This is a genomic window from Bradyrhizobium sp. KZN70725, from assembly GCF_055264925.1.
Map to the genome: position 1 here is coordinate 21,485 of NZ_JBUYWT010000057.1, position 18,299 is coordinate 39,783.

Sequence of the window (18,299 nt, forward strand, 5' to 3'; positions counted from 1 at the left end):
GCGCACGCAGCGCGCTCACTCCGACCGTCGCGACAGCACCTGCTTCAGGAGCGGCTCGATGCGCGACAGCTCATCGAGATGGACCGCCGACAATTCGGCGAGATGATCGGCCGCAAGGCCGGTTAATTTCAGCAGCACCCGCCGCTGGTCGGCGGGATCGAGCACGCGCTCGACCAGTCCGGCCTCGGACAGCCGGTCGACCAGTTCGACCGTGGTGTGGTGACGAAGCCGCAGCCGTTCGGCCAGATCACCGACCGCAACCGGCCCGCCCCCCGGATACCTCCGGATCGCCAGCAATGCCTGATGCTGCCGCGGTGTCAGGCCTGCGGCCTTCGCGGCGTCCTGGCTGAACTCCAGAAACCGGCGGATCAGATAGCGAAATTGCGACAGCGTTTCGTAATCGCCCTGGCTGGGAACCCGCTTCTGGTCCTGCCTCGGCGATTTCGACGGTGCCATTCGATGTCTCCCGCTTGTAATTATATCGCAATGCGATATGACGCCGCGTCCACTTCACCCGAGCCTTACGCCACCAATGAGCGTCATTTCCACCAAATCGAGCGTCTCCGCCACGAACACCGCCCCAAACACTGCCAAAATCGGCGAGAAGGCCAGCCACCTCCTGAGCGACTTCACGACCGATCCGCGCGTCGTGGTGATCTCGGCGATCGCCGTGTTTGTCTCCGCCGCAGGCGTGCTGGCCGGGGCGGGACTGCTGCAGCTGATCAAGCTTGCCACCAACATCGCCTATTTCGGCCAGTTCAGCTTCGCCGACCTGAAATTGCAGGATTCGCCGCTCGGGCTCTGGACCGTGCTGGTGCCGGTCGCGGGCTCGCTCATCATCGGGCTGATGGCGCGTTTCGGCAGCGAGAAGATCCGCGGCCACGGCATTCCGGAAGCCATCGAGGCGATCTTGCTCGGCCGTTCCCGGCTCGACCCCAAGGTGGCGATCCTGAAGCCGTTGTCGTCGGCGGTGTCGATCGGCACCGGCGGCCCGTTCGGCGCCGAGGGCCCGATCATCATGACCGGCGGCGCGATCGGCTCGCTGATCGCGCAGATGCTCCCGGTCAGCGACAACGAGCGCAAGACCCTGCTGGTGGCGGGCGCCGCAGCCGGCATGACCACCGTGTTCGGAACGCCGATCGCCGCGATCATGCTCGCGGTCGAACTGTTGCTGTTCGAATGGACGCCGCGCAGCTTCATTCCCGTCACCGTCGCCGCCGTGGTGGCAGCGGTCGGGCGCACCTTCCTGCACATGCCCGCGCCGCTGTTTCCGTTCACCGGCGGCGTCGACATTTCGGTGCTGCAGCTCGGCGCCTGGATCCTGATCGGGATCCTCTCCGGCCTGCTGTCGGGCGTGCTCACCCAGCTGGTTTATGGCTGCGAGGACATCTTCCTCAAACTGCCGATCCACTGGATGTGGTGCCCGCTGATCGGCGGCCTGGTGGTCGGCCTCGGCGGCTTGATCGAGCCGCAGGCGCTCGGCGTCGGCTACGACAACCTCGCGTCGATGTTACAAGGCGATGTGGTGCTGAAGGCCGCGCTGCTGCTGCTCGTGGTGAAGGCCGTGATCTGGTCGGTCGCGCTCGGCTCGGGCACGTCGGGCGGCGTGCTGGCGCCGCTGCTCATCATGGGCGGCGCGATGGGAACGGCGCTGAGCGGCTATCTGCCGCCGGCGAGCCCCGGCTTCTGGGCGTTGCTGGCGATGGCGGCGACAATGGGCGGCACGATGCGCTCGCCGCTGACCGCGACCTTCTTCGCCGTCGAACTCACCGGCAACACCCATGTGCTGCTGCCGCTGATCGCAGCCTGCGGCACCGCGCACGGCGTCACGGTGCTTTTGATGCGGCGCTCGATCCTGACCGAGAAGGTGGCTCGGCGCGGCCATCATCTGGTGCGCGAGTACCGTGTCGATCCGTTCGCGCTGACCCGCGTGCGCGACGTCATGACCAAGGCGGTCGAGACCGTCGCCGACACCATGACGCTGCACGGCGCGGCCGCCTTCCTGACTAACCCGAAGACAGCTCACCCCAGCTTTCCCGTCGTCGACGCCAACCATCACGTGCTCGGGGTGATCGACCCGCCGTCCGTGCTGCGCTGGCGCCGCGCCGGCAAGCATCGCACCGCGACGCTCAAGCAGCTGCTGGCCGGCAGCAAGATCACCGTCGCCTATCCCGACGAATATCTCGACCGGCTCGCCGACCGCCTGATGCAGGTCAACGTCTCGCATCTGCCTGTGATCTCGCGCGAGGATCAGCGCCTCGTCGGCTATATCGGCTGGAAGGACCTGATGCGCGTCCGCGCCAGGCTGCAGGCCGAAGAGACCCAGAAGACAGCGTTCTTCGGCGCGCGCTAGGTTCGCGGCGATTTGCCCGGCGGAACAAATTTCCGCCGGGCGGCAACGTTCGATCCCAGCTGGCAAATCAGCATCAACGCATCCCAGAGCTTCATCGGCGCTGGTTGACAGCATCAGGGGCTGACCCATGATGCCGTCAACCAAAAACAGCCTCGGGATGAAATGCCATGACCTCGACCCCAGACCTCGTGATCCGCGGCGGCACCATCGCCGACGGCAAGGGCGGCGACCTCTATGAAGCCGATGTCGCGATCACAGGCGGCAAGATCACCGAAGTCGGCAAGGTCTCGGCAAAGGGCAAGGAAGAGATCGACGCCCGCGGCAAGCTGGTGGCGCCCGGCTTCGTCGACGTCCACACCCATTACGACGGCCAGGTGACCTGGAGCCAGGACATCACGCCGTCGTCGCAGAACGGCGTCACCACGGCGATCATGGGCAATTGCGGCGTCGGCTTCGCGCCGTGCCGGCCGAGCGACCACACCAGGCTGATCCAGCTGATGGAAGGCGTCGAAGACATTCCGGAGCCGGTGCTCTCCGCCGGCATTCCCTGGGCGTGGGAGAGCTTCCCCGACTACATGGAGTGGCTGTCGAAGCGCAATTTCGACATGGACATCGGCGCGCAGCTGCCGCATGCGGCGCTGCGGGTCTATGTGATGGGCGAGCGCGGCGCGCGCCGCGATCCCGCAACGGCCGAGGACAACAAGGCGATGGCGGCGCTCGCCGGCGACGCGGTGCGGGCGGGCGCGCTGGGTTTCTCGACCTCGCGCACGCTCAATCACCGCACCTCGACCGGCGACTACACGCCGACGCTGAAAGCCGGCGAGGATGAACTGACCGCGATCGCCGGCGCGATGCACGGCGTCGGCCGCAGCGTGCTGCAATTCGTGCTCGACCAGAGCACCGTGCACGAGGACCTGCCGATGATGCTGCGGGTCGCCGAGAACACAAGGTGCCCGATCTCTTTTTCGGTCGCCCAGGCCGACAAGGCGCCGCGGCGCTGGCGGCAGACCATGGACACCATCAACGAAGCCGCCGTCCGCGGCCTCTCGATCACGACCCAGATCGCGGCACGGCCGGTCGGGCTGCTGCTTGGGCTCGAATTGTCGCGCAACCCGTTCCAGACCCATCCGAGCTATCGCGAGATCGCCAGGCTGCCGCTGGCCGAGCGGCTCGCGCATCTGCGCCGACCCGAGGTGCGCGCGGCGATCCTGAGCGAGAGCGCGACGGCGACCGACGATCCGCTGTTCTTCCGGCCGAACTACGACAAGATGTATCTCTTGGGTAATCCGCCGAACTATGAGCAGCCGCCGGAAAACGCGCTCGGGCCGCAGGCGCGGCGCCAGGGCCGTCAGCCGGAAGAGCTTGCCTATGACGCGATGCTGACCGACGAGGGTCGCGGCATGCTCTATGTGCCGTTCCTGAATTACGCCGACGGCAATCTCGACGCCGTGCATGAGATGCTGCGCGAGCCCAGTGCCGTGCCCGGCCTGTCCGACGGCGGCGCGCATTGCGGCATCATCTGCGATGCCAGCTTCCCGACCTATCTCTTGACGCACTGGACGCGCGACCGCAGCCGCGGCGAGAAGCTCTCGATCCCGTTCGTGGTCGCGGCGCAGTCGCGCAAGACCGCGCTGTCGGTCGGTCTGTATGATCGCGGGGTGATCGCTCCTGGCTTCAAGGCCGACGTCAACGTGATCGATTACGACCGGCTGCATTTGCACCCTCCGAAGGTGCATTACGACCTGCCGGTCGGCGGCCGCCGCCTCCTGCAGCAGGTCGACGGCTATGACGCCACCATCGTGTCGGGCATCGTGACCCAGCGCGAGGGCAAGGCCACCGGCGCACGCCCGGGCAGACTGGTGCGCGGCGCGCAGGGGATGAATTGAGAGACGCAGCGATCCGGGCTACAGGACTCCTGCCTCTCCCCTTGTGGGAGAGGCCGGATCGCATGCAGCGGAGCGCAATGCGATCCGGGTGAGGGGTTGCGGTCTCTCGAGGGACGGAGCTCGCGGAGGCAGACCCCTCACCCGGATTTCCCGCTGACGCGCGAAATCCGGCCTCTCCCACAAGGGGAGAGGCGAAGTGGAGCGAGTTGCCAGAGGTGCGCCCCTTACGTCGGCGACATCGCGCCTTTGATCGTGCCCGCCGGCTGCGACGTGCCGGTCAGCCGCGCCCGCTCGCTGTTCGGCCACAGCAGCAGCAATCCGAGCAGGCCGGAGCCGGCCATGATCGCCGCGTTGATAGTGAAGCCGGACATGTAACCGGCCATCGGCGTTGCCGCGTGCTGGATCACATTGCCCATCACCATCGGCGCCAGGATGCCCGAGATCGTGTAGAGCGCGCCGTAGATCGCGATGATCGCGCCGCGCTGCGACACCGGCGTGAACTCGCCGAGCATTGGCGGGCACACCACGTAGATCGAGCCGCACAGGCCGGAGCCGATCACCAGCAGCGCGATCATGATCCCGCCGGGCGGCGCATAGGGCAGCATCGCAAGGATGGCGCCGCCGAAGATCAGCGGCACCGAGCCGAGCACGCCGCGCGCACCGCGAGTGGTGAAGCCGCGCGTCAGCATCAGCTGCGAGATCCAGCCGGTCAGCAGCACGATCGTCGCGCCGAAGATCCAGGGCAGGATCGAGACGAAGCCGGCCTGGTGCTGCGAGAAGCCGAGCCCCTCGATGATGAAGGACGTGAACCAGGTGAGCCCGAGCGACAGCGCCCAATAGGCGCCGAAGGTTGCCACCACGCAGCCGATGAAGGTGCGTGAGGTCAACAGCTTCCAATACGGAATCCGCGGCTCGTCAGCCGTCACGGCAGACGTCGACACCAGCGGCCCTTCCTTGCCGAGCGCGAACCAGGCGACCGCCCAGATCAGGCCGACGATGCCGAGCGCGCCGAAGGCGTGATGCCAGCTGTGATTGACGATGATCCAGTTCAGCGCGGGCACCGCGAGGATCACGCCGAACGCGGAGCCCTGCGACAGGATCGCGGTCGGCAGCGTACGCTTCTCGTCCGGAAACCATTTGTAGATCGCGTGCGCCGCGACCGAGAACGCCGGCCCCTCGCCGGCGCCGAGGATGATGCGGCAGATCACCAGCGTCGTGAAGCTGACGGTGCCGACCATCGGAAACTGCGCCAGCGACCAGATCACCGCCAGGATCAGCAGCACCCAGCGAGTGGCGACGCGGTTGACGATGAAGCCGACCACGATCGCCGAGATCGAGAACAAGAGGAAGAATGACGAGCCGAGATCGCCGAACTGCTCCTGGGTGAGGCCCATTTCCTTCTTGATCGGCACGCCGGCGAGCCCGACCACGATCTTGTCGGCAAAGTTCACCACCATGAACAGGAATAGAAGGAAGGTGATTTGCCAGGCGCCCTTCGGCGTCCCCTTTGACAGCCCCTCTGACGTCCTCTTGGACGTCGCTTGCGTCGTCATGTCCGGCTCCCCGTCGTTTCGTTTTGGCTTCGTAAATCGGCCCCGTCCGGCGATGCTAGCCACGCCTCGCCGTGCAACGCAACACCGCATTTCCTCGGGGTTGTGCGCCCCGGAGCGCTTCTAACGGCCCGATCACGATCGCGTCGGTCGCGCCAGTGGAGCGGTTAACTGTCATGTCCCGACTGCTATGTTCAGGGCCAACGAAAAGCTCCCGGGGTTATTTCATGAACAGATTGATCCTACGTGCCACCGCTTGCGCTGCACTTATGTCCGCCGCGCTGCTTGCCGCGCCTCAAGTTCGCGCGGAAGACGCCGCCAATCCCGACTACGCCGCGATCGTCGCCGCACCCGATCGCAGCGATGCGGATCGTCAGGTCGACCAGCGCCGGCAGCCGGCCAAGATGCTCACCTTTGCCGGCGTCAAGCCGGGTATGACGATCCTCGACATGGCGGCGAGCGCCGGCTACAGCACCGAACTGTTGGCGCGCACCGTCGCCCCGTCGGGCAAGGTCTACGCACAGGATTCCGCGACCGTGCTCGAGCGCTTCGTCAAGGACAAGTTCGACACCCGCGCCAAGGCGCCGGCGATGAAGAACGTGGTCCATGTGGTGCGGGACTATGACGACCCGATCCCGCCCGAGGTCAAGGACCTCGACATGATCACCTTCTTCTTTTTCTATCACGACATCACCTATCTGCCTGTCGACCGCGCCGCGATGAACAAGAAGATGTTCGCCGCGCTCAAGCCGGGCGGCTTGCTCGTGATCGCGGATCACTCGGCCAAGACGGGCGCAGGCACCGGTGTCGCCAAGACGCTGCACCGGATCGAGGAGAGCACCTTGAAGCAGGAGATCGAGGCGGCGGGCTTCAAGCTGGTGGCCGAGGGCGATTTCCTGCATCATGCGGAGGACCCCAAGGACATTCCCGTCTTCAAGGCACCGGTGCCGATCGACGAGTTCGTCCTGAAATACCAGAAGCCGCAATGAGGCCCAGCCATCGCTTCATCTGACCAGACCGCCGCGGTGCTTCGCGTCACCGGCCTGACCAAGAGTTACCGTTCTGCCGGGGAAGACGTCGCTGTGCTGCGCGGCGTCGACCTTGCCGTTGCGACCGGCGAGAGCGTGGCGCTATCAGGCGAATCCGGCAGCGGCAAGAGCACGCTGCTGCATCTGATCGCGGGGCTCGATGCCGCCGATAGCGGCGAGATCGCTCTCGCCGACACCGTCGTCTCCCACCTCAGCGACGCCGGTCGTGCCGAATTGCGCCGCAACCGGCTCGGCCTCGTGTTCCAGCAGTTCAATTTGATCCCGAGCCTGACGGTCGCGGACAATCTCGTGTTTCAGTCGCGCATCGCCGGACGGCATGACGCCGTCTGGCACGACGAACTGGTCGAGCGCCTTGGGCTGAAGCAGCTGCTGAAGCGCTATCCCGAGCAACTGTCCGGCGGCCAGCAGCAGCGCGTCGCGATCGGCCGCGCGCTGGCGCCAAAGCCGCTGTTGCTGCTCGCCGACGAGCCGACCGGCAATCTCGACGAGGACACCGCCGACGAGGTGCTGGCGCTGGCACGCGATCTGGTGACCCGCACCGGCTGCGGCTTCCTGATGGTCACGCATAGCGCGCGGCTCGCGGCGACGCTCGACCGCCAGATCACCCTGCATGCCGGGATCGTCGCATGAGGCGCGCGCTGTGGATCCTCGCGGTGCTGCTCAGCCACTGGCGGCGGCATCCGATGCAGCTCGCAACGCTCTTGATCGGACTGATCTCGGCCACCGCGCTATGGAGCGGCGTGCAGGCGCTGAACCAGCAGGCGCGCATCGCCTATGACCGCGCCGCCGCGACCTTCGGCGGATCGCGGACTGCAATGCTGGTCGCCAGGGACAGCGCGACCCTCCCGCAACAACTGTTCGTCGATCTGCGCCGTGCCGGCTGGCCGGTGTCGCCGATGCTGGAGGGCCGGGTCCAGATCGACGGGCGCAGCTTCCGCCTGCTCGGCGTCGAGCCGGTGACGCTGCCGTCCGAGGTCGGCAACGCGCCGGCGGTCGGACGCGGCAGCCTGCAGTCCTTCGTCACGCCGCCGGGCGAAATGCTGGTGGCGGGCGAAACGCTGCGCGATCTCGGCCTCAAGGAAGGCGAGCGGCCGCAGGCCAACGGCATGAGCTTGCCGCCGCTGCGCGTGCAGGCCGAGCTCGCGCCCGGCGCACTGATCGTCGATATCGGCATCGCGCAGGACATCCTCAAAGTGCCCGGCCAGGTCTCGCGCCTGCTCGTCGGCAAGTCCAAAGCGCCGCACACAGCGTTCGAAAACGTGGCGGGTGACAAGCTCCGCCTGGTCGAGCCGAGCGCGGAGAGCGACCTCGAACGCCTCACCGACAGCTTCCATCTCAACCTCACCGCGTTCGGGCTGCTGTCGTTCTTCGTCGGCCTGTTCATCGTCAACTCCGCGATCGGCCTCGCCTTCGAGCAGCGGCTGCCGATGCTGCGCACACTGCGCGCCTGTGGCCTCTCGGCGCGAATGCTCAACACCGTGCTGGTGATCGAGCTGGTGTCGCTGGCGCTGGTCGCCGGCCTCATCGGCCTCGTCTGCGGCTACTTCGTTGCGGCTGCCTTGCTGCCGGATGTCGCGGCCTCGCTGCGCGGGCTCTATGGCGCGCAGATTCCCGGACAGCTTTCGCTTAAACCCGCCTGGTGGTTCGCCGGCATCGCTATCAGCATTCTTGGCGCGCTCGCCGCGGCGGCTGCGAGCCTTGCCAAGGCGATCCGGATGCCGGTGCTGGCGACGGCGCAGCCGCAGGCCTGGCAGCAGGCGCAGCGGCGCTGGCTGCTGCTCCAGAGCGCGGCGGCACTCGCGGTGTTTGCGGTCGCCGCGGGCCTGATCTGGTTCGGCGATTCCCTGATCGCGGGCTTCGCCGTGCTCGCCGCGCTGATGCTCGGCGCGGCGCTGATCCTGCCGATGGTCCTGCAGATTGCGCTGGCCTTCGGGCAGCGCAGCGCGCGGGCGCCGGTCGGCATCTGGTTCTGGGCCGACAGCCGCCAGCAATTGTCGGGACTGTCGCTGGCGCTGATGGCGCTGCTGCTTGCGCTCGCGGTCAATGTCGGCGTCGGCACCATGGTGGAAAGTTTCAACCGCACCTTCCTGGTCTGGCTCGACGGAAGGCTCGCCGCCGACGTTTACATCAGCGCCGCCAGCGATCAGCAGGCAAAGGAGATCAAGGCCTGGCTGCGCGATCGGCCCGAGGTTCAGGCCATCCTGCCCGGCGGCCGCGCCGACACCCAGCTCGACGGCGCGCCGATCGAGGTGCTCGGCCTGCCCGACCACGCCACCTATCACGACAGCTGGCCGTTGCTCGAAAGCGTCGCAAATGCGTGGGTTCGGCTGCGGCCCGGCGACACCTGCCTCGTCAGCGAGCAGCTGTCGCGGCGGATGAAGCTGGCGATCGGCGATCATATCGAGGTACCCGCCCCCGGCGGCAACTGGCCGCTCGAGATCGTCGGCATCTATGCCGATTACGGCAACCCCAAGGGCCAGATCGCGGTCAACTTCGCCGCGCTGACCCGGCGCTTCCCGCAGACACCAATGACACGGATGGGCCTCCGCGTGGCACCGGATAAGATCGCACCGCTGATCACCGCGCTACAGGAGAAATTCGGTCTCGATGATCGCAACATCGCCGACCAGGCCAGGATGAAAACGGAATCGAAGCGGGTCTTCAACCGCACCTTCTCGGTGACCGCCGCGCTCAACGCCTTCACGCTCGGCGTCGCCGGCATTGCGCTTTTGACCAGCCTGCTCACGCTGGCCAATTCGCGGCTGCCGCAGCTGGCGCCGCTGTGGGCGATCGGCCTGACCCGGCGGCGGCTCGCCGCGCTCGAACTGTTGAAGACCATGGCGGTCGCGCTGATCACCGCGCTGTTTGCGCTGCCGCTTGGCCTGCTGGTGGCGTGGTGCCTGCTTGCGATCGTCAACGTCAAGGCGTTCGGCTGGCGGCTGCCGTTCCACATTTTCCCGCTGCAGCTGATCGAGCTGCTCGCGGTGGCGCTGGCCGCCGCATTCTGTGCCGCGGCGCTTCCGGTCGCGAGGCTGGCGCGCATGCAGCCCGCCAGCCTGATCAGGATCTTTGTCAATGAGCGCTAGCGGCACCATCACCCGTCGCGCCTTTGCCGGCGGTACGCTGGGGCTGGCGCTCGGCGGCAAGACGTTCGCGCAGGGCTTCGCCGGGCTCGGCGAGACCGCGGAAGGATTTGCCGCCGTCACGCCGGGCAAGCCATTCACGTTCCCCGCGGACCACGGCCCGCATCCGGAATTCCGGATCGAATGGTGGTACGTGACCGCCAACCTGTCCGACACGAGCGGCGCGGCCTATGGCGCACAATGGACGCTGTTCCGCCAAGCGATGAAAGCGGGCGGACCGGCCGAGGGCTGGGCCAATCAGCAGCTCTGGATGGGCCACGCCGCCGTGACCAGCGCCGGCACGCACCGCTTCAGCGAAACCTTTGCCCGCGGCGGCGTCGGGCAGGCCGCTGTCGAAGCCACGCCGTTCCGCGCCTGGATCGACGCCTGGGAGCTGCGCGGGCGCGACGCGTTCGATGCTCAGCGCGTCGCACCGCTCGAGCTCAAGGCCTCCGCCGCCGACTTCAGCACCGCGCTGCGGCTCGAGGCCGACCGCGCGCTGGTGCTGCAGGGCGACCGCGGCTACAGCCGCAAGTCGGATCGCGGGCAAGCCTCCTATTACTACAGCCAGCCGTTCTACAAGGCGTCCGGCCGCATCGTAATCGACGACAGACCGGTCGACGTCACGGGCTCGGCGTGGATGGATCGCGAATGGAGCAGCCAGCCATTGGCGGCCGATCAGACCGGCTGGGACTGGTTCTCGCTGCATCTGCCCGGCGACGAGAAGCTGATGCTGTACCGGCTGCGCCAGAAGGACGGCCGCGAAAACCTGTTCGGCAACTGGATCACGCCGGACGGCCGCTCGGCCGAGATCGCCGCCAGCGGCAACAGCATCGCGCCGCTCGCGACCACCGAGATCGACGGCCGCAAGCTGCCGACGTCATGGCGCGTCAGCCTGCCCGCACGCGGCCTTGCCATCGAGACCACGCCGCTCAATGCACGGAGCTGGATGGGAACCAGCTTCCCGTACTGGGAAGGCCCGATCCGCTTCTCAGGCAGCCACGCCGGAATCGGCTATCTTGAGATGACGGGGTACTAGGACGTGACGGAATTGGTCCGAATGGGGCCGCGGCATAACTGTGCTCCCTCGCCCCGTTCTTACGGGGAGAGGGTTGGGGTGAGGGGCCGTCTCCGCGTACTCGGTGACAGTTGGTCTCGCCGAGGTCCCCCCTCACCCGGAACGCATCTGACGATGCGTTCCGACCTCTCCCCGCGCGCGAGGAGAGGTAAAGCAAGGCCGCATGTCACACCGGGCTTCGCTGTCCCGTCATGACATCGGGGCCAATGGAAAGAGGACACGCCTGACATGTACCACTACACCGCCATCGTCACCTGCCTTGCGGTCGCGCTGCACTTCTTCTTCGCGCTGCAGGTCGCCCGCGCCCGCGCGGTCTACGGGGTCAAGCTGCCGGCGATCACGGGAAATCCGGATTTCGAGCGCATCTACCGCATCCAGATGAACACGCTGGAATGGATGCCGATCTTCCTGCCGTCGCTCTGGCTGTTCGCGGTCTATGTCGGCGATGCCGCCGCGGCGGCGGTCGGCACGATCTGGGTGATCGGCCGCATCGTCTATTTCATCGGCTATCGCGAAGCGGTGGCGAAACGCAGCCCCGGCTTCGCCATCCAGGCGCTCGCCTGCGTCATCCTCTGGGTTGGCGCGATCGGCGGCGCGGTGTGGCGGCTGGCGCATTGAAGGCGCGGTCGCGCCATAACCACTACCGTCGTCCTGGCGAAAGCCAGGACCCATAACCACAGAGCGTGGTTATGGGCAATCTGATGGCCACAGCGTGGTGCAACAACATCCAATCTGGGTAATGGGTCCTGGCTTTCGCCAGGACGACACCACCCGTGGATATTCGCCTCACTTGGTCAGCGGGCAGCCGCTTTCCTTGGCGGTGAAGAAGGCCTTGTCGCCGGGCACCACGGCGATCTGCTTGTAATAGTCCCACGGCTTCTTCGACTCCGAGGGCTTCTTGACCTCGAACAGATAGAGGTCGTGCACCATGCGGCCGTTCGCGAGCACCTTGCCCTTGGCGAAGGCGTCATCGACCGGCAGCTCCTTCAGCTTGGCGGCGACCGCCTCGCTGTCCTTGGTGCCGGCGGCCTTCACAGCCTTCAAATAGCTCAGCGTCGCCGAATAGGTGCCGGCATGGATCATGCTCGGCATCCGGCTGGTGCGCTTGAAGAAGCGCTCGCTAAAGGCGCGCGAGGCGTCGTCGTGGTCCCAGTAGAAGCCCTCGGTGAGCACGAGACCCTGCGCCGCCTCGAGCCCGAGACCGTGCACCTCCGACAGCGTCATCAACAGGCCGGCAAGCTTCTGGCCGCCGCGCACGATGCCGAACTCGGCCGCCTGCTTGATCGAGTTGGTGGTGTCGAGTCCGGCGTTGGCGAGCCCGATGATCTTGGCCTTCGAGCTCTGCGCCTGCAGCAGGAAGGACGAGAAGTCCGACGAATTGAGCGGCACGCGGACCGAGCCGACCACCTTGCCGCCCTTTGAGGTGACGATGTCGCTGGTGTCCTTCTCCAGCGCGTAGCCGAAGGCGTAGTCGGCGGTCAGGAAGAACCAGGTGTTGCCGCCGGCTTCTGTCAGCGCACCGCCGGTTCCGACCGCGAGCGCGCGGGTGTCATAGGCCCAGTGGAAGCTGTAGGGCGTGCAGGCATCCCCGGTGATACGGGAGGTCGCCGCGCCGACCACGATGTCGATCTTCTTCTTTTCCTTCGACAGCTCCTGCACCGCGAGCGCGACCGACGACGTCGTAAGCTCGGTGATCATGTCGACGTTCTCGACCTCGTACCAGCGCCGCGCGATCGCGGTCGCAAGATCCGGCTTGTTCTGATGGTCGGCGGTAACGATCTCGATCTTCTGTCCCAGCACCTCGCCGCCGAAATCCTCGACCGCCATCCGCGCGGCTTCGAGCGAATATTTGCCGCCGTAGTCGGCATAGACGCCGGACTGATCGTTCAGGATGCCGATCTTGACGCCCTGGGCCATCGCCGGCGCCGCAAGCATCAGGCTGCAGGCCGCGACCGCGGCCAAAAATCCGGACTTCATTCTATGCTCTCCCAGCAGTTTCTATCAGGAAAATCGGCGCGACATTATTTTATAACCCCACGCCTGCCCATCTCTTTCCGCTCAGCCAAAAGTATGGGCTGCGTCGACAGCACTTGCTAGCTTCCCGTCACCCCGAGGAGCGCGGAACGCGCGTCTCGAAGGGTCGACGGCCCGGCCGGTGGCCGTGCATCCTTCGAGACGCCTGCTTCGCAGGCTCCTCAGGATGACGGGCAAGGACTTGCTGCTGCGGAACGTTGGGTGCCGCCCTCAACCCGCCACGGTTGCCTTGGGCTCGGCCGGCTTGCCCTCGTTCTTTCCTTCCGCGAGGTTGCGCACCACCATGTAGAAGATCGGCGTGAAGATCAGGCCGAACAGGGTGACGCCGAGCATGCCGAAGAACACGGCAACGCCGACCGCCTGCCGCATCTCCGAGCCCGAACCGGTCGATACCACCAGCGGCAGCACGCCGAGGATGAAGGCGAACGAGGTCATCAGGATCGGCCGCAGACGGAGCCGGCAGGCCTCGATCACCGCGTCCAGCCGCGACCTCCCCTCGAGCTCGATGTCGCGTGCGAACTCGACGATCAGGATCGCGTTCTTGGCGGCCAGCCCCACCAGCACCACGAAGCCGATCTGGGTCAGGATGTTGACGTCCTGGCCCATCAGGCGCACGCCGATCGTGGCCGCGAACAGGCACATCGGCACGATCAGGATCACCGCGAACGGCAATGTCCAGCTGCCATATTGCGCGGCCAGCACCAGATAGACGAACAGCACGCAGATCGGGAACACGTAGAGGCCGGCATTGGCGCCGGTCACCTGCTGATAGGACAGGTCGGTCCACTCGAACGAAAAGCCACTCGGCAATGTCTGGTCGGCGAGCTGCTTGATGGTGTTGAGCGCCGTCGTCGAGCTCACGCCGGGTGCCGGCTCACCCTGCAGTTCGGACGCCGAGTACAGATTGTAGCGCGCGACGCGGTCGGGTCCCGAGACGTCCTTGAAGTCCACGATGCTGCCGAGCATCACCATGTCGCCGGCGACGTTGCGGGTGCGCAGCCTTGCGAGATCGGGGCTGTCTTTCCGGAACGGCAGATCGGCTTGCGCGGTAACGTGATAGGTGCGGCCGAACAGGTTGAAGTCGTTGACATAGGTCGAACCAAAATAGGTCTGGATCGTGTCGTTAATGTTGGCGATCGGCACCCCGAGCTTCTGCGCCTTGACGCGATCAATGTCGACGAACAGCTGCGGCGTGTTCGCGGTGAACGGCGAGAACACCGACGTGAGAGACGGCGATTTGCGCGCGGCTGTCACCAGTTCATCGGTCGCGGAAGCCAGCAGTTCGGGTCCGCGCCCCTGCCGGTCCTGGACGCGGATGGTGAAGCCACCACCGGTGCCGATGCCGGGCACGGCCGGCGGCGGAATGACGATGATGAAGGCGCCCTGGATCACCGACAGACGCTTGCGCAATTCGGCCGTGATCGCGTTCGCCGTCAGCCCCTTCTTCAGGCGCGCCTCCGGCTCGTCGAATACCGGGAACAGCGCCGCGGCGTTACCCTGCTGCGTGCGCGTCGCACCGGAGAAGCCGGCGAAAGCCGCGACGCGAACGATGCCCGGCGTATCCAGCGCAATCCGCTCGATCTCGCGCACAACAGCGGTGGTCCGCGCCAGCGACGCGGCGCCCGGCAGCTGCGCCGAGATGATGACGTAGCCGCGGTCCTGCGCCGGAATGAAGCCCTGCGAGGTGGTCGCGAGCAGCCAGCCGGCGCTGCCGATAAGTACGAGGTAGAGCGCAAGCATCACCACCGTATGCCGGATCACGAAGTCGGCCACCGATGCATAGCCGTGCGCGAGCCGGTCAAACACGCGGTTGAACAGCGCGGTGAAGCTGTCCCAGCCGCGCGCGATGATGTTCCAGCGCGCCGGCGGGCGTTTCGCCTCATGCGGCACCAGGATCTGCGAGGCCAGCGCCGGCGACAGCGTCAACGAGCAGAAGCAGGAGATCGCGGTCGCGACCGCGATCGTCACCGCAAATTGCTGGAAGAACTGCCCGGAAATGCCGCCGAGGAAGGCGGTCGGCACGAACACCGCGCACAGCACCAGCGCGATCGAGACCAGCGCGCCGCCGACCTCCTCCATGGTCTTGAGCGCAGCGTCGCGCCTGCTCATGCCGTGCTCGAGATGCCGCTCGACATTTTCGACCACCACGATGGCGTCGTCGACCACGATGCCGACCGCCAGCACGAGGCCGAACAGCGTCAGATTGTTGATCGAGAAGCCGAGCGCCGCCATCACCGCGAAGGTGCCGACCAGCGACACCGGGATCGCGATGATCGGGATGATCGCAGGCCGCCATCCCTGCAGGAACACCAGCACCACGATGACGACGAGCGCCATGGCCTCGTAGATCGTCTTGATCAGCTCGTGGACCGATTGGGCGATGAATTCGGTCGGGTTGTAGCCGATATTGTAGTCGAGCCCCTTCGGGAAACTCGCCTTCATCCGCTCCATCGTGTCGGAGATGCTCTTGGCGGTGGCGAGCGCGTTCGATCCGGGCCGTTGCGTCACCAGCAGGGCGACCGCGGATTTGCGCAGCAGGAAGCTGTTGGTGGCGTAGGACAGCGCGCCGAGCTCGACGCGGGCGACGTCGCGCAGACGTACCGTGCGGCCGTCGGAGCCGGCCTTCACCACGATGTCCTCGAACTGCCTGATGTCCTTGAGGCGGCCGGTGAAGACGAGGTTCGGCTGGAATGCGCGATCGGCGATCGGCGGCTCGGCGATCTGGCCGCCGGCGATTTGCAGGTTCTGCGCCCGGATCGCCGCCAGCACCTCGGTCGAGGTCAGACCGAGATTGGCGATCCGGTCGGGATCGAGCCACAGCCGCATCGAGTAATCGCGCGCGCCGAACATCTGGATGTCGCCGACGCCATCGAGCCGCAACAGCTGGTCGCGGACCTGCAGCAGCGCGTAGTTGGAGATGTAGAGCTGGTCGAACGTGTCATCGGGCGACAGCATGAACACGACCATCAGGATGTCGGGCGAGTTCTTGCGCGTGGTCACGCCGTTGCGCTGCACCTCTTCGGGCAGCCGCGGCTGCGCGATCGCGACGCGGTTCTGCACCAGCACCTGGGCCTTGTCGAGGTCGGTGCCGAGCTTGAAGGTCGCTGTGATGGTGAGCTGGCCGTTCGACGTCGCCTGGCTGTAGAGATACAGCATGTCCTCGACGCCGTTGATCTCCTGCTCGATCGGCGCGGCGACGGTGTCGGACACGGTCTGCGCCGAGGCGCCCGGATATTGCGTGGTGACGACGACGGTCGGCGGCACCACTTGCGGATATTCCGAGACCGGCAGCGTCGGATAGGCGATCGCGCCGACGATCAGCAGCACGATCGACAGCACCATCGCGAGGATGGGCTGGTTGATGGAGAGCCTGCCGAGATTCATGGTTTGGCACCTGAGGCGGGCTTGTCAGCGGCCGCGGGCTTGTCGCCTGCGGCGGGCTTGGAATCCGCCGGAGCCTGCGCCATCTTCGGCGTCACCTTGGCGCCGACGCGGGCGCGCTGCAGGCCGTCGACGATCACGTGATCCTCCGCCTTGAGGCCTTCGCGGACGACGCGCAAGCCATCGTCGAGCGGCCCGAGCGTGACCGCTCTTGCTTCCACCGTGTTGTCGTCCTTGACCACGAACACGATCTTGCGCGACTGGTCGGTGGCAACAGCGCTGTCCGGGATCAACAGCGCCTCATAGGGCGAGGAGCCGATGATACGGACGCGGCCGAACTGGCCGGGCAGGACCGACAGATCCTTGTTCGGAATGATCGCGCGGCTGCGCAGCGTCGCGGTCGAGACGTCGAGCCGATTGTCGAGGAAGTCCATCTTGCCTTCATGCGAGGGCTTGGTCTCGCCGGTCAGCGTCACCTGCACCGGGTTCGCGGTGTCGCGCGAGCTCGGCCGCCTGCCTTCGAACCACAGCTTGCTATTGCGCTGATAGGTCGCCTCGTCGACGTCGAAATAGATGTAGATCGGATCGAGCGACACGATCGAGGTCAGCAGCGTCGCGCCGCCCTCGCTGCCCTGCACGAGATTGCCCGGAGTGACCAGATGCCGGCTGACGCGGCCGGTGATCGGCGCCAGCACATGGGTGAATTCGACGTTGAGCTGCGCGGCCTTCAGCGTGCCCTCGGCCTGGGTCTCGGCGGCGCGTGCCGCCTGCAACGCCTGACGTCGCTGATCGACGACTTGCTCCGAGACCGCGCTGGTCTGCACGAGGTTCAGCCCGCGCTCGAGATCGCGCTTGGCAAGCTCCCCCTTGGCGCGCGCGTCGGCCAGCTGGCCTTCGGCCTGCAGCACGACCGCCTCGAACGGCCGCGGGTCGATAATGTAGAGCAGATCGCCGGCGTGGACGATCGCACCATCCTTGAACTCGACGCTGTTGACGAAGCCGCCGACACGGGCGCGGACCTGAACCTCCTCGATCGCCTCGAAGCGGCCGGTGAACTCGTCCCAGTCGGTGACGGTGCGCTTGACCGGTTGCGCGACGGTCACGGGTGGCGGCGGAGGCGCGGCCTGCGATTGCGCGCTCTTGTTGTCGCAGCCGCCGAGCGCCAGCGCGGCCAGCAGCCCGATCGGCGCAAGGCCGAGCCAAGGCTTGAGCGACGGGCCACGCGAGGCATGGCGGCGAAGCGAATGACGCTCGACGCCGGTCACCGGAGCCACACGCCCCGTTCTGTCGATCGAACTCAATTCCCTCTCCCCCAGGATCAGTGCAGGGCTACGAAAGTCGCAATTGAACTTGCGGTGATTCAACGCGGATGGACCACCGCAATGTCGCGGCAGCGGACGTCACAGATGTAGCCGCCCCCCAGTCTGTTCAAGATGGCCGCCGGATCAAGCGAATAGTTGCGCAATCTGAAAGCCTTACGACGTGATCGCAAAGCCGTGACGACAGGAAGGGACAGATTCACTGGCCTTTCGGGTGAGGAGAGATCACAGACGGCTTGCCGGGAATCAATCACAAGGCGAATCACCGACACATGTTCGTCACACAACGACAATTCCGCCTGCGGCGCAGAAACCACCGGGGGTCGCACAAGATTAAAAATGGTCGAGTTCCCACACTCTACCTCCCGCTGCATGGCCGAATCGTGGTTAACGGCGCGGTGTCACGTGGACACACATTGACACTCGGAAGCATCGACAATACGGTCGTGGTTGCCAACCGGTAAATTTTCTTGGCCGCCGCGCTTTTCTCGAACATTCATTGGGCCTTTCTCGCGGCGTGAGTGAGT

12 protein-coding genes are annotated in these 18,299 nt (G+C 66.1%); 7 read left to right on the plus strand and 5 right to left on the minus strand.

Features of this window, described 5'->3' with window-relative positions; translation table 11 throughout:
* Positions 1-15 precede the first annotated feature (15 nt).
* On the minus strand, positions 16-456 hold the full coding sequence (locus ACZBJS_RS34615; RefSeq protein ID WP_316398555.1) for a MarR family winged helix-turn-helix transcriptional regulator: 441 nt from the start codon (positions 454-456) through the stop codon (positions 16-18).
* A gap of 76 nt (positions 457-532) precedes the next feature.
* Between ACZBJS_RS34615 and ACZBJS_RS34620 the strand changes: the two genes are divergently transcribed.
* Both ACZBJS_RS34620 and ACZBJS_RS34625 read left to right on the plus strand, forming a co-directional pair.
* Positions 533-2,353: a chloride channel protein gene (locus ACZBJS_RS34620; RefSeq protein ID WP_316398556.1), complete on the plus strand. Its 1,821-nt coding sequence runs from the start codon at positions 533-535 to the stop codon at positions 2,351-2,353.
* A 167-nt stretch (positions 2,354-2,520) separates the two neighbouring features.
* Entirely contained in the window at positions 2,521-4,239 is a 1,719-nt protein-coding gene (locus ACZBJS_RS34625; protein WP_316398557.1) for an N-acyl-D-amino-acid deacylase family protein, read from the plus strand.
* A gap of 224 nt (positions 4,240-4,463) precedes the next feature.
* Here ACZBJS_RS34625 and ACZBJS_RS34630 read toward each other — a convergent pair whose 3' ends face one another.
* On the minus strand, positions 4,464-5,792 hold the full coding sequence (locus tag ACZBJS_RS34630) for an MFS transporter (protein WP_253638375.1): 1,329 nt from the start codon (positions 5,790-5,792) through the stop codon (positions 4,464-4,466).
* A 224-nt stretch (positions 5,793-6,016) separates the two neighbouring features.
* Between ACZBJS_RS34630 and ACZBJS_RS34635 the strand changes: the two genes are divergently transcribed.
* The 5 genes from ACZBJS_RS34635 (at position 6,017) to ACZBJS_RS34655 (ending at position 11,656) form a co-directional block, all read left to right on the plus strand.
* A complete protein-coding gene (locus tag ACZBJS_RS34635; protein ID WP_057021224.1) occupies positions 6,017-6,778 on the plus strand; it encodes a class I SAM-dependent methyltransferase in 762 nt (253 codons plus the stop codon).
* Positions 6,779-6,814: 36 nt separating this feature from the next.
* A complete protein-coding gene (locus ACZBJS_RS34640; protein WP_316398558.1) occupies positions 6,815-7,468 on the plus strand; it encodes an ABC transporter ATP-binding protein in 654 nt (217 codons plus the stop codon).
* Positions 7,465-9,924, plus strand: coding sequence for an ABC transporter permease (locus tag ACZBJS_RS34645; RefSeq protein ID WP_316398559.1), 2,460 nt, complete (start codon positions 7,465-7,467; stop codon positions 9,922-9,924). Before ACZBJS_RS34640 ends, ACZBJS_RS34645 begins: the two co-directional genes overlap by 4 nt.
* On the plus strand, positions 9,914-10,999 hold the full coding sequence (locus ACZBJS_RS34650; RefSeq protein ID WP_316398560.1) for a lipocalin-like domain-containing protein: 1,086 nt from the start codon (positions 9,914-9,916) through the stop codon (positions 10,997-10,999). The genes ACZBJS_RS34645 and ACZBJS_RS34650 overlap by 11 nt, the downstream gene beginning before the upstream one ends.
* Before the next feature lie 267 nt (positions 11,000-11,266).
* Positions 11,267-11,656 (plus strand): MAPEG family protein, encoded by a 390-nt coding sequence (locus ACZBJS_RS34655; RefSeq protein WP_253638371.1) that lies wholly within the window; start codon positions 11,267-11,269, stop codon positions 11,654-11,656.
* Positions 11,657-11,824: 168 nt separating this feature from the next.
* On the opposite strand, the gene ACZBJS_RS34660 is transcribed toward ACZBJS_RS34655, so the two are convergent.
* From ACZBJS_RS34660 to ACZBJS_RS34670, 3 genes are all read right to left on the minus strand, one after another.
* Positions 11,825-13,015: an ABC transporter substrate-binding protein gene (locus ACZBJS_RS34660; protein ID WP_057021219.1), complete on the minus strand. Its 1,191-nt coding sequence runs from the start codon at positions 13,013-13,015 to the stop codon at positions 11,825-11,827.
* A 267-nt stretch (positions 13,016-13,282) separates the two neighbouring features.
* Positions 13,283-16,456, minus strand: coding sequence for an efflux RND transporter permease subunit (locus tag ACZBJS_RS34665; protein ID WP_168858610.1), 3,174 nt, complete (start codon positions 16,454-16,456; stop codon positions 13,283-13,285).
* On the minus strand, positions 16,453-17,637 hold the full coding sequence (locus tag ACZBJS_RS34670; RefSeq protein ID WP_316398568.1) for an efflux RND transporter periplasmic adaptor subunit: 1,185 nt from the start codon (positions 17,635-17,637) through the stop codon (positions 16,453-16,455). The genes ACZBJS_RS34665 and ACZBJS_RS34670 overlap by 4 nt, the downstream gene beginning before the upstream one ends.
* Positions 17,638-18,299: the final 662 nt, after the last annotated feature.

What these genes read in the sequence shown, in the direction of transcription:
- ACZBJS_RS34615 (WP_316398555.1), bottom strand. Translation starts at nt 456, where the DNA reads ATGGCACCGTCGAAATCGCCGAGGCAGGACCAGAAGCGGGTTCCCAGC.
- ACZBJS_RS34620 (WP_316398556.1), top strand. Translation starts at nt 533, where the DNA reads ATGAGCGTCATTTCCACCAAATCGAGCGTCTCCGCCACGAACACCGCC.
- ACZBJS_RS34625 (WP_316398557.1), top strand. Translation starts at nt 2,521, where the DNA reads ATGACCTCGACCCCAGACCTCGTGATCCGCGGCGGCACCATCGCCGAC.
- ACZBJS_RS34630 (WP_253638375.1), bottom strand. Translation starts at nt 5,792, where the DNA reads ATGACGACGCAAGCGACGTCCAAGAGGACGTCAGAGGGGCTGTCAAAG.
- ACZBJS_RS34635 (WP_057021224.1), top strand. Translation starts at nt 6,017, where the DNA reads ATGAACAGATTGATCCTACGTGCCACCGCTTGCGCTGCACTTATGTCC.
- ACZBJS_RS34645 (WP_316398559.1), top strand. Translation starts at nt 7,465, where the DNA reads ATGAGGCGCGCGCTGTGGATCCTCGCGGTGCTGCTCAGCCACTGGCGG.
- ACZBJS_RS34650 (WP_316398560.1), top strand. Translation starts at nt 9,914, where the DNA reads ATGAGCGCTAGCGGCACCATCACCCGTCGCGCCTTTGCCGGCGGTACG.
- ACZBJS_RS34655 (WP_253638371.1), top strand. Translation starts at nt 11,267, where the DNA reads ATGTACCACTACACCGCCATCGTCACCTGCCTTGCGGTCGCGCTGCAC.
- ACZBJS_RS34660 (WP_057021219.1), bottom strand. Translation starts at nt 13,015, where the DNA reads ATGAAGTCCGGATTTTTGGCCGCGGTCGCGGCCTGCAGCCTGATGCTT.
- ACZBJS_RS34665 (WP_168858610.1), bottom strand. Translation starts at nt 16,456, where the DNA reads ATGAATCTCGGCAGGCTCTCCATCAACCAGCCCATCCTCGCGATGGTG.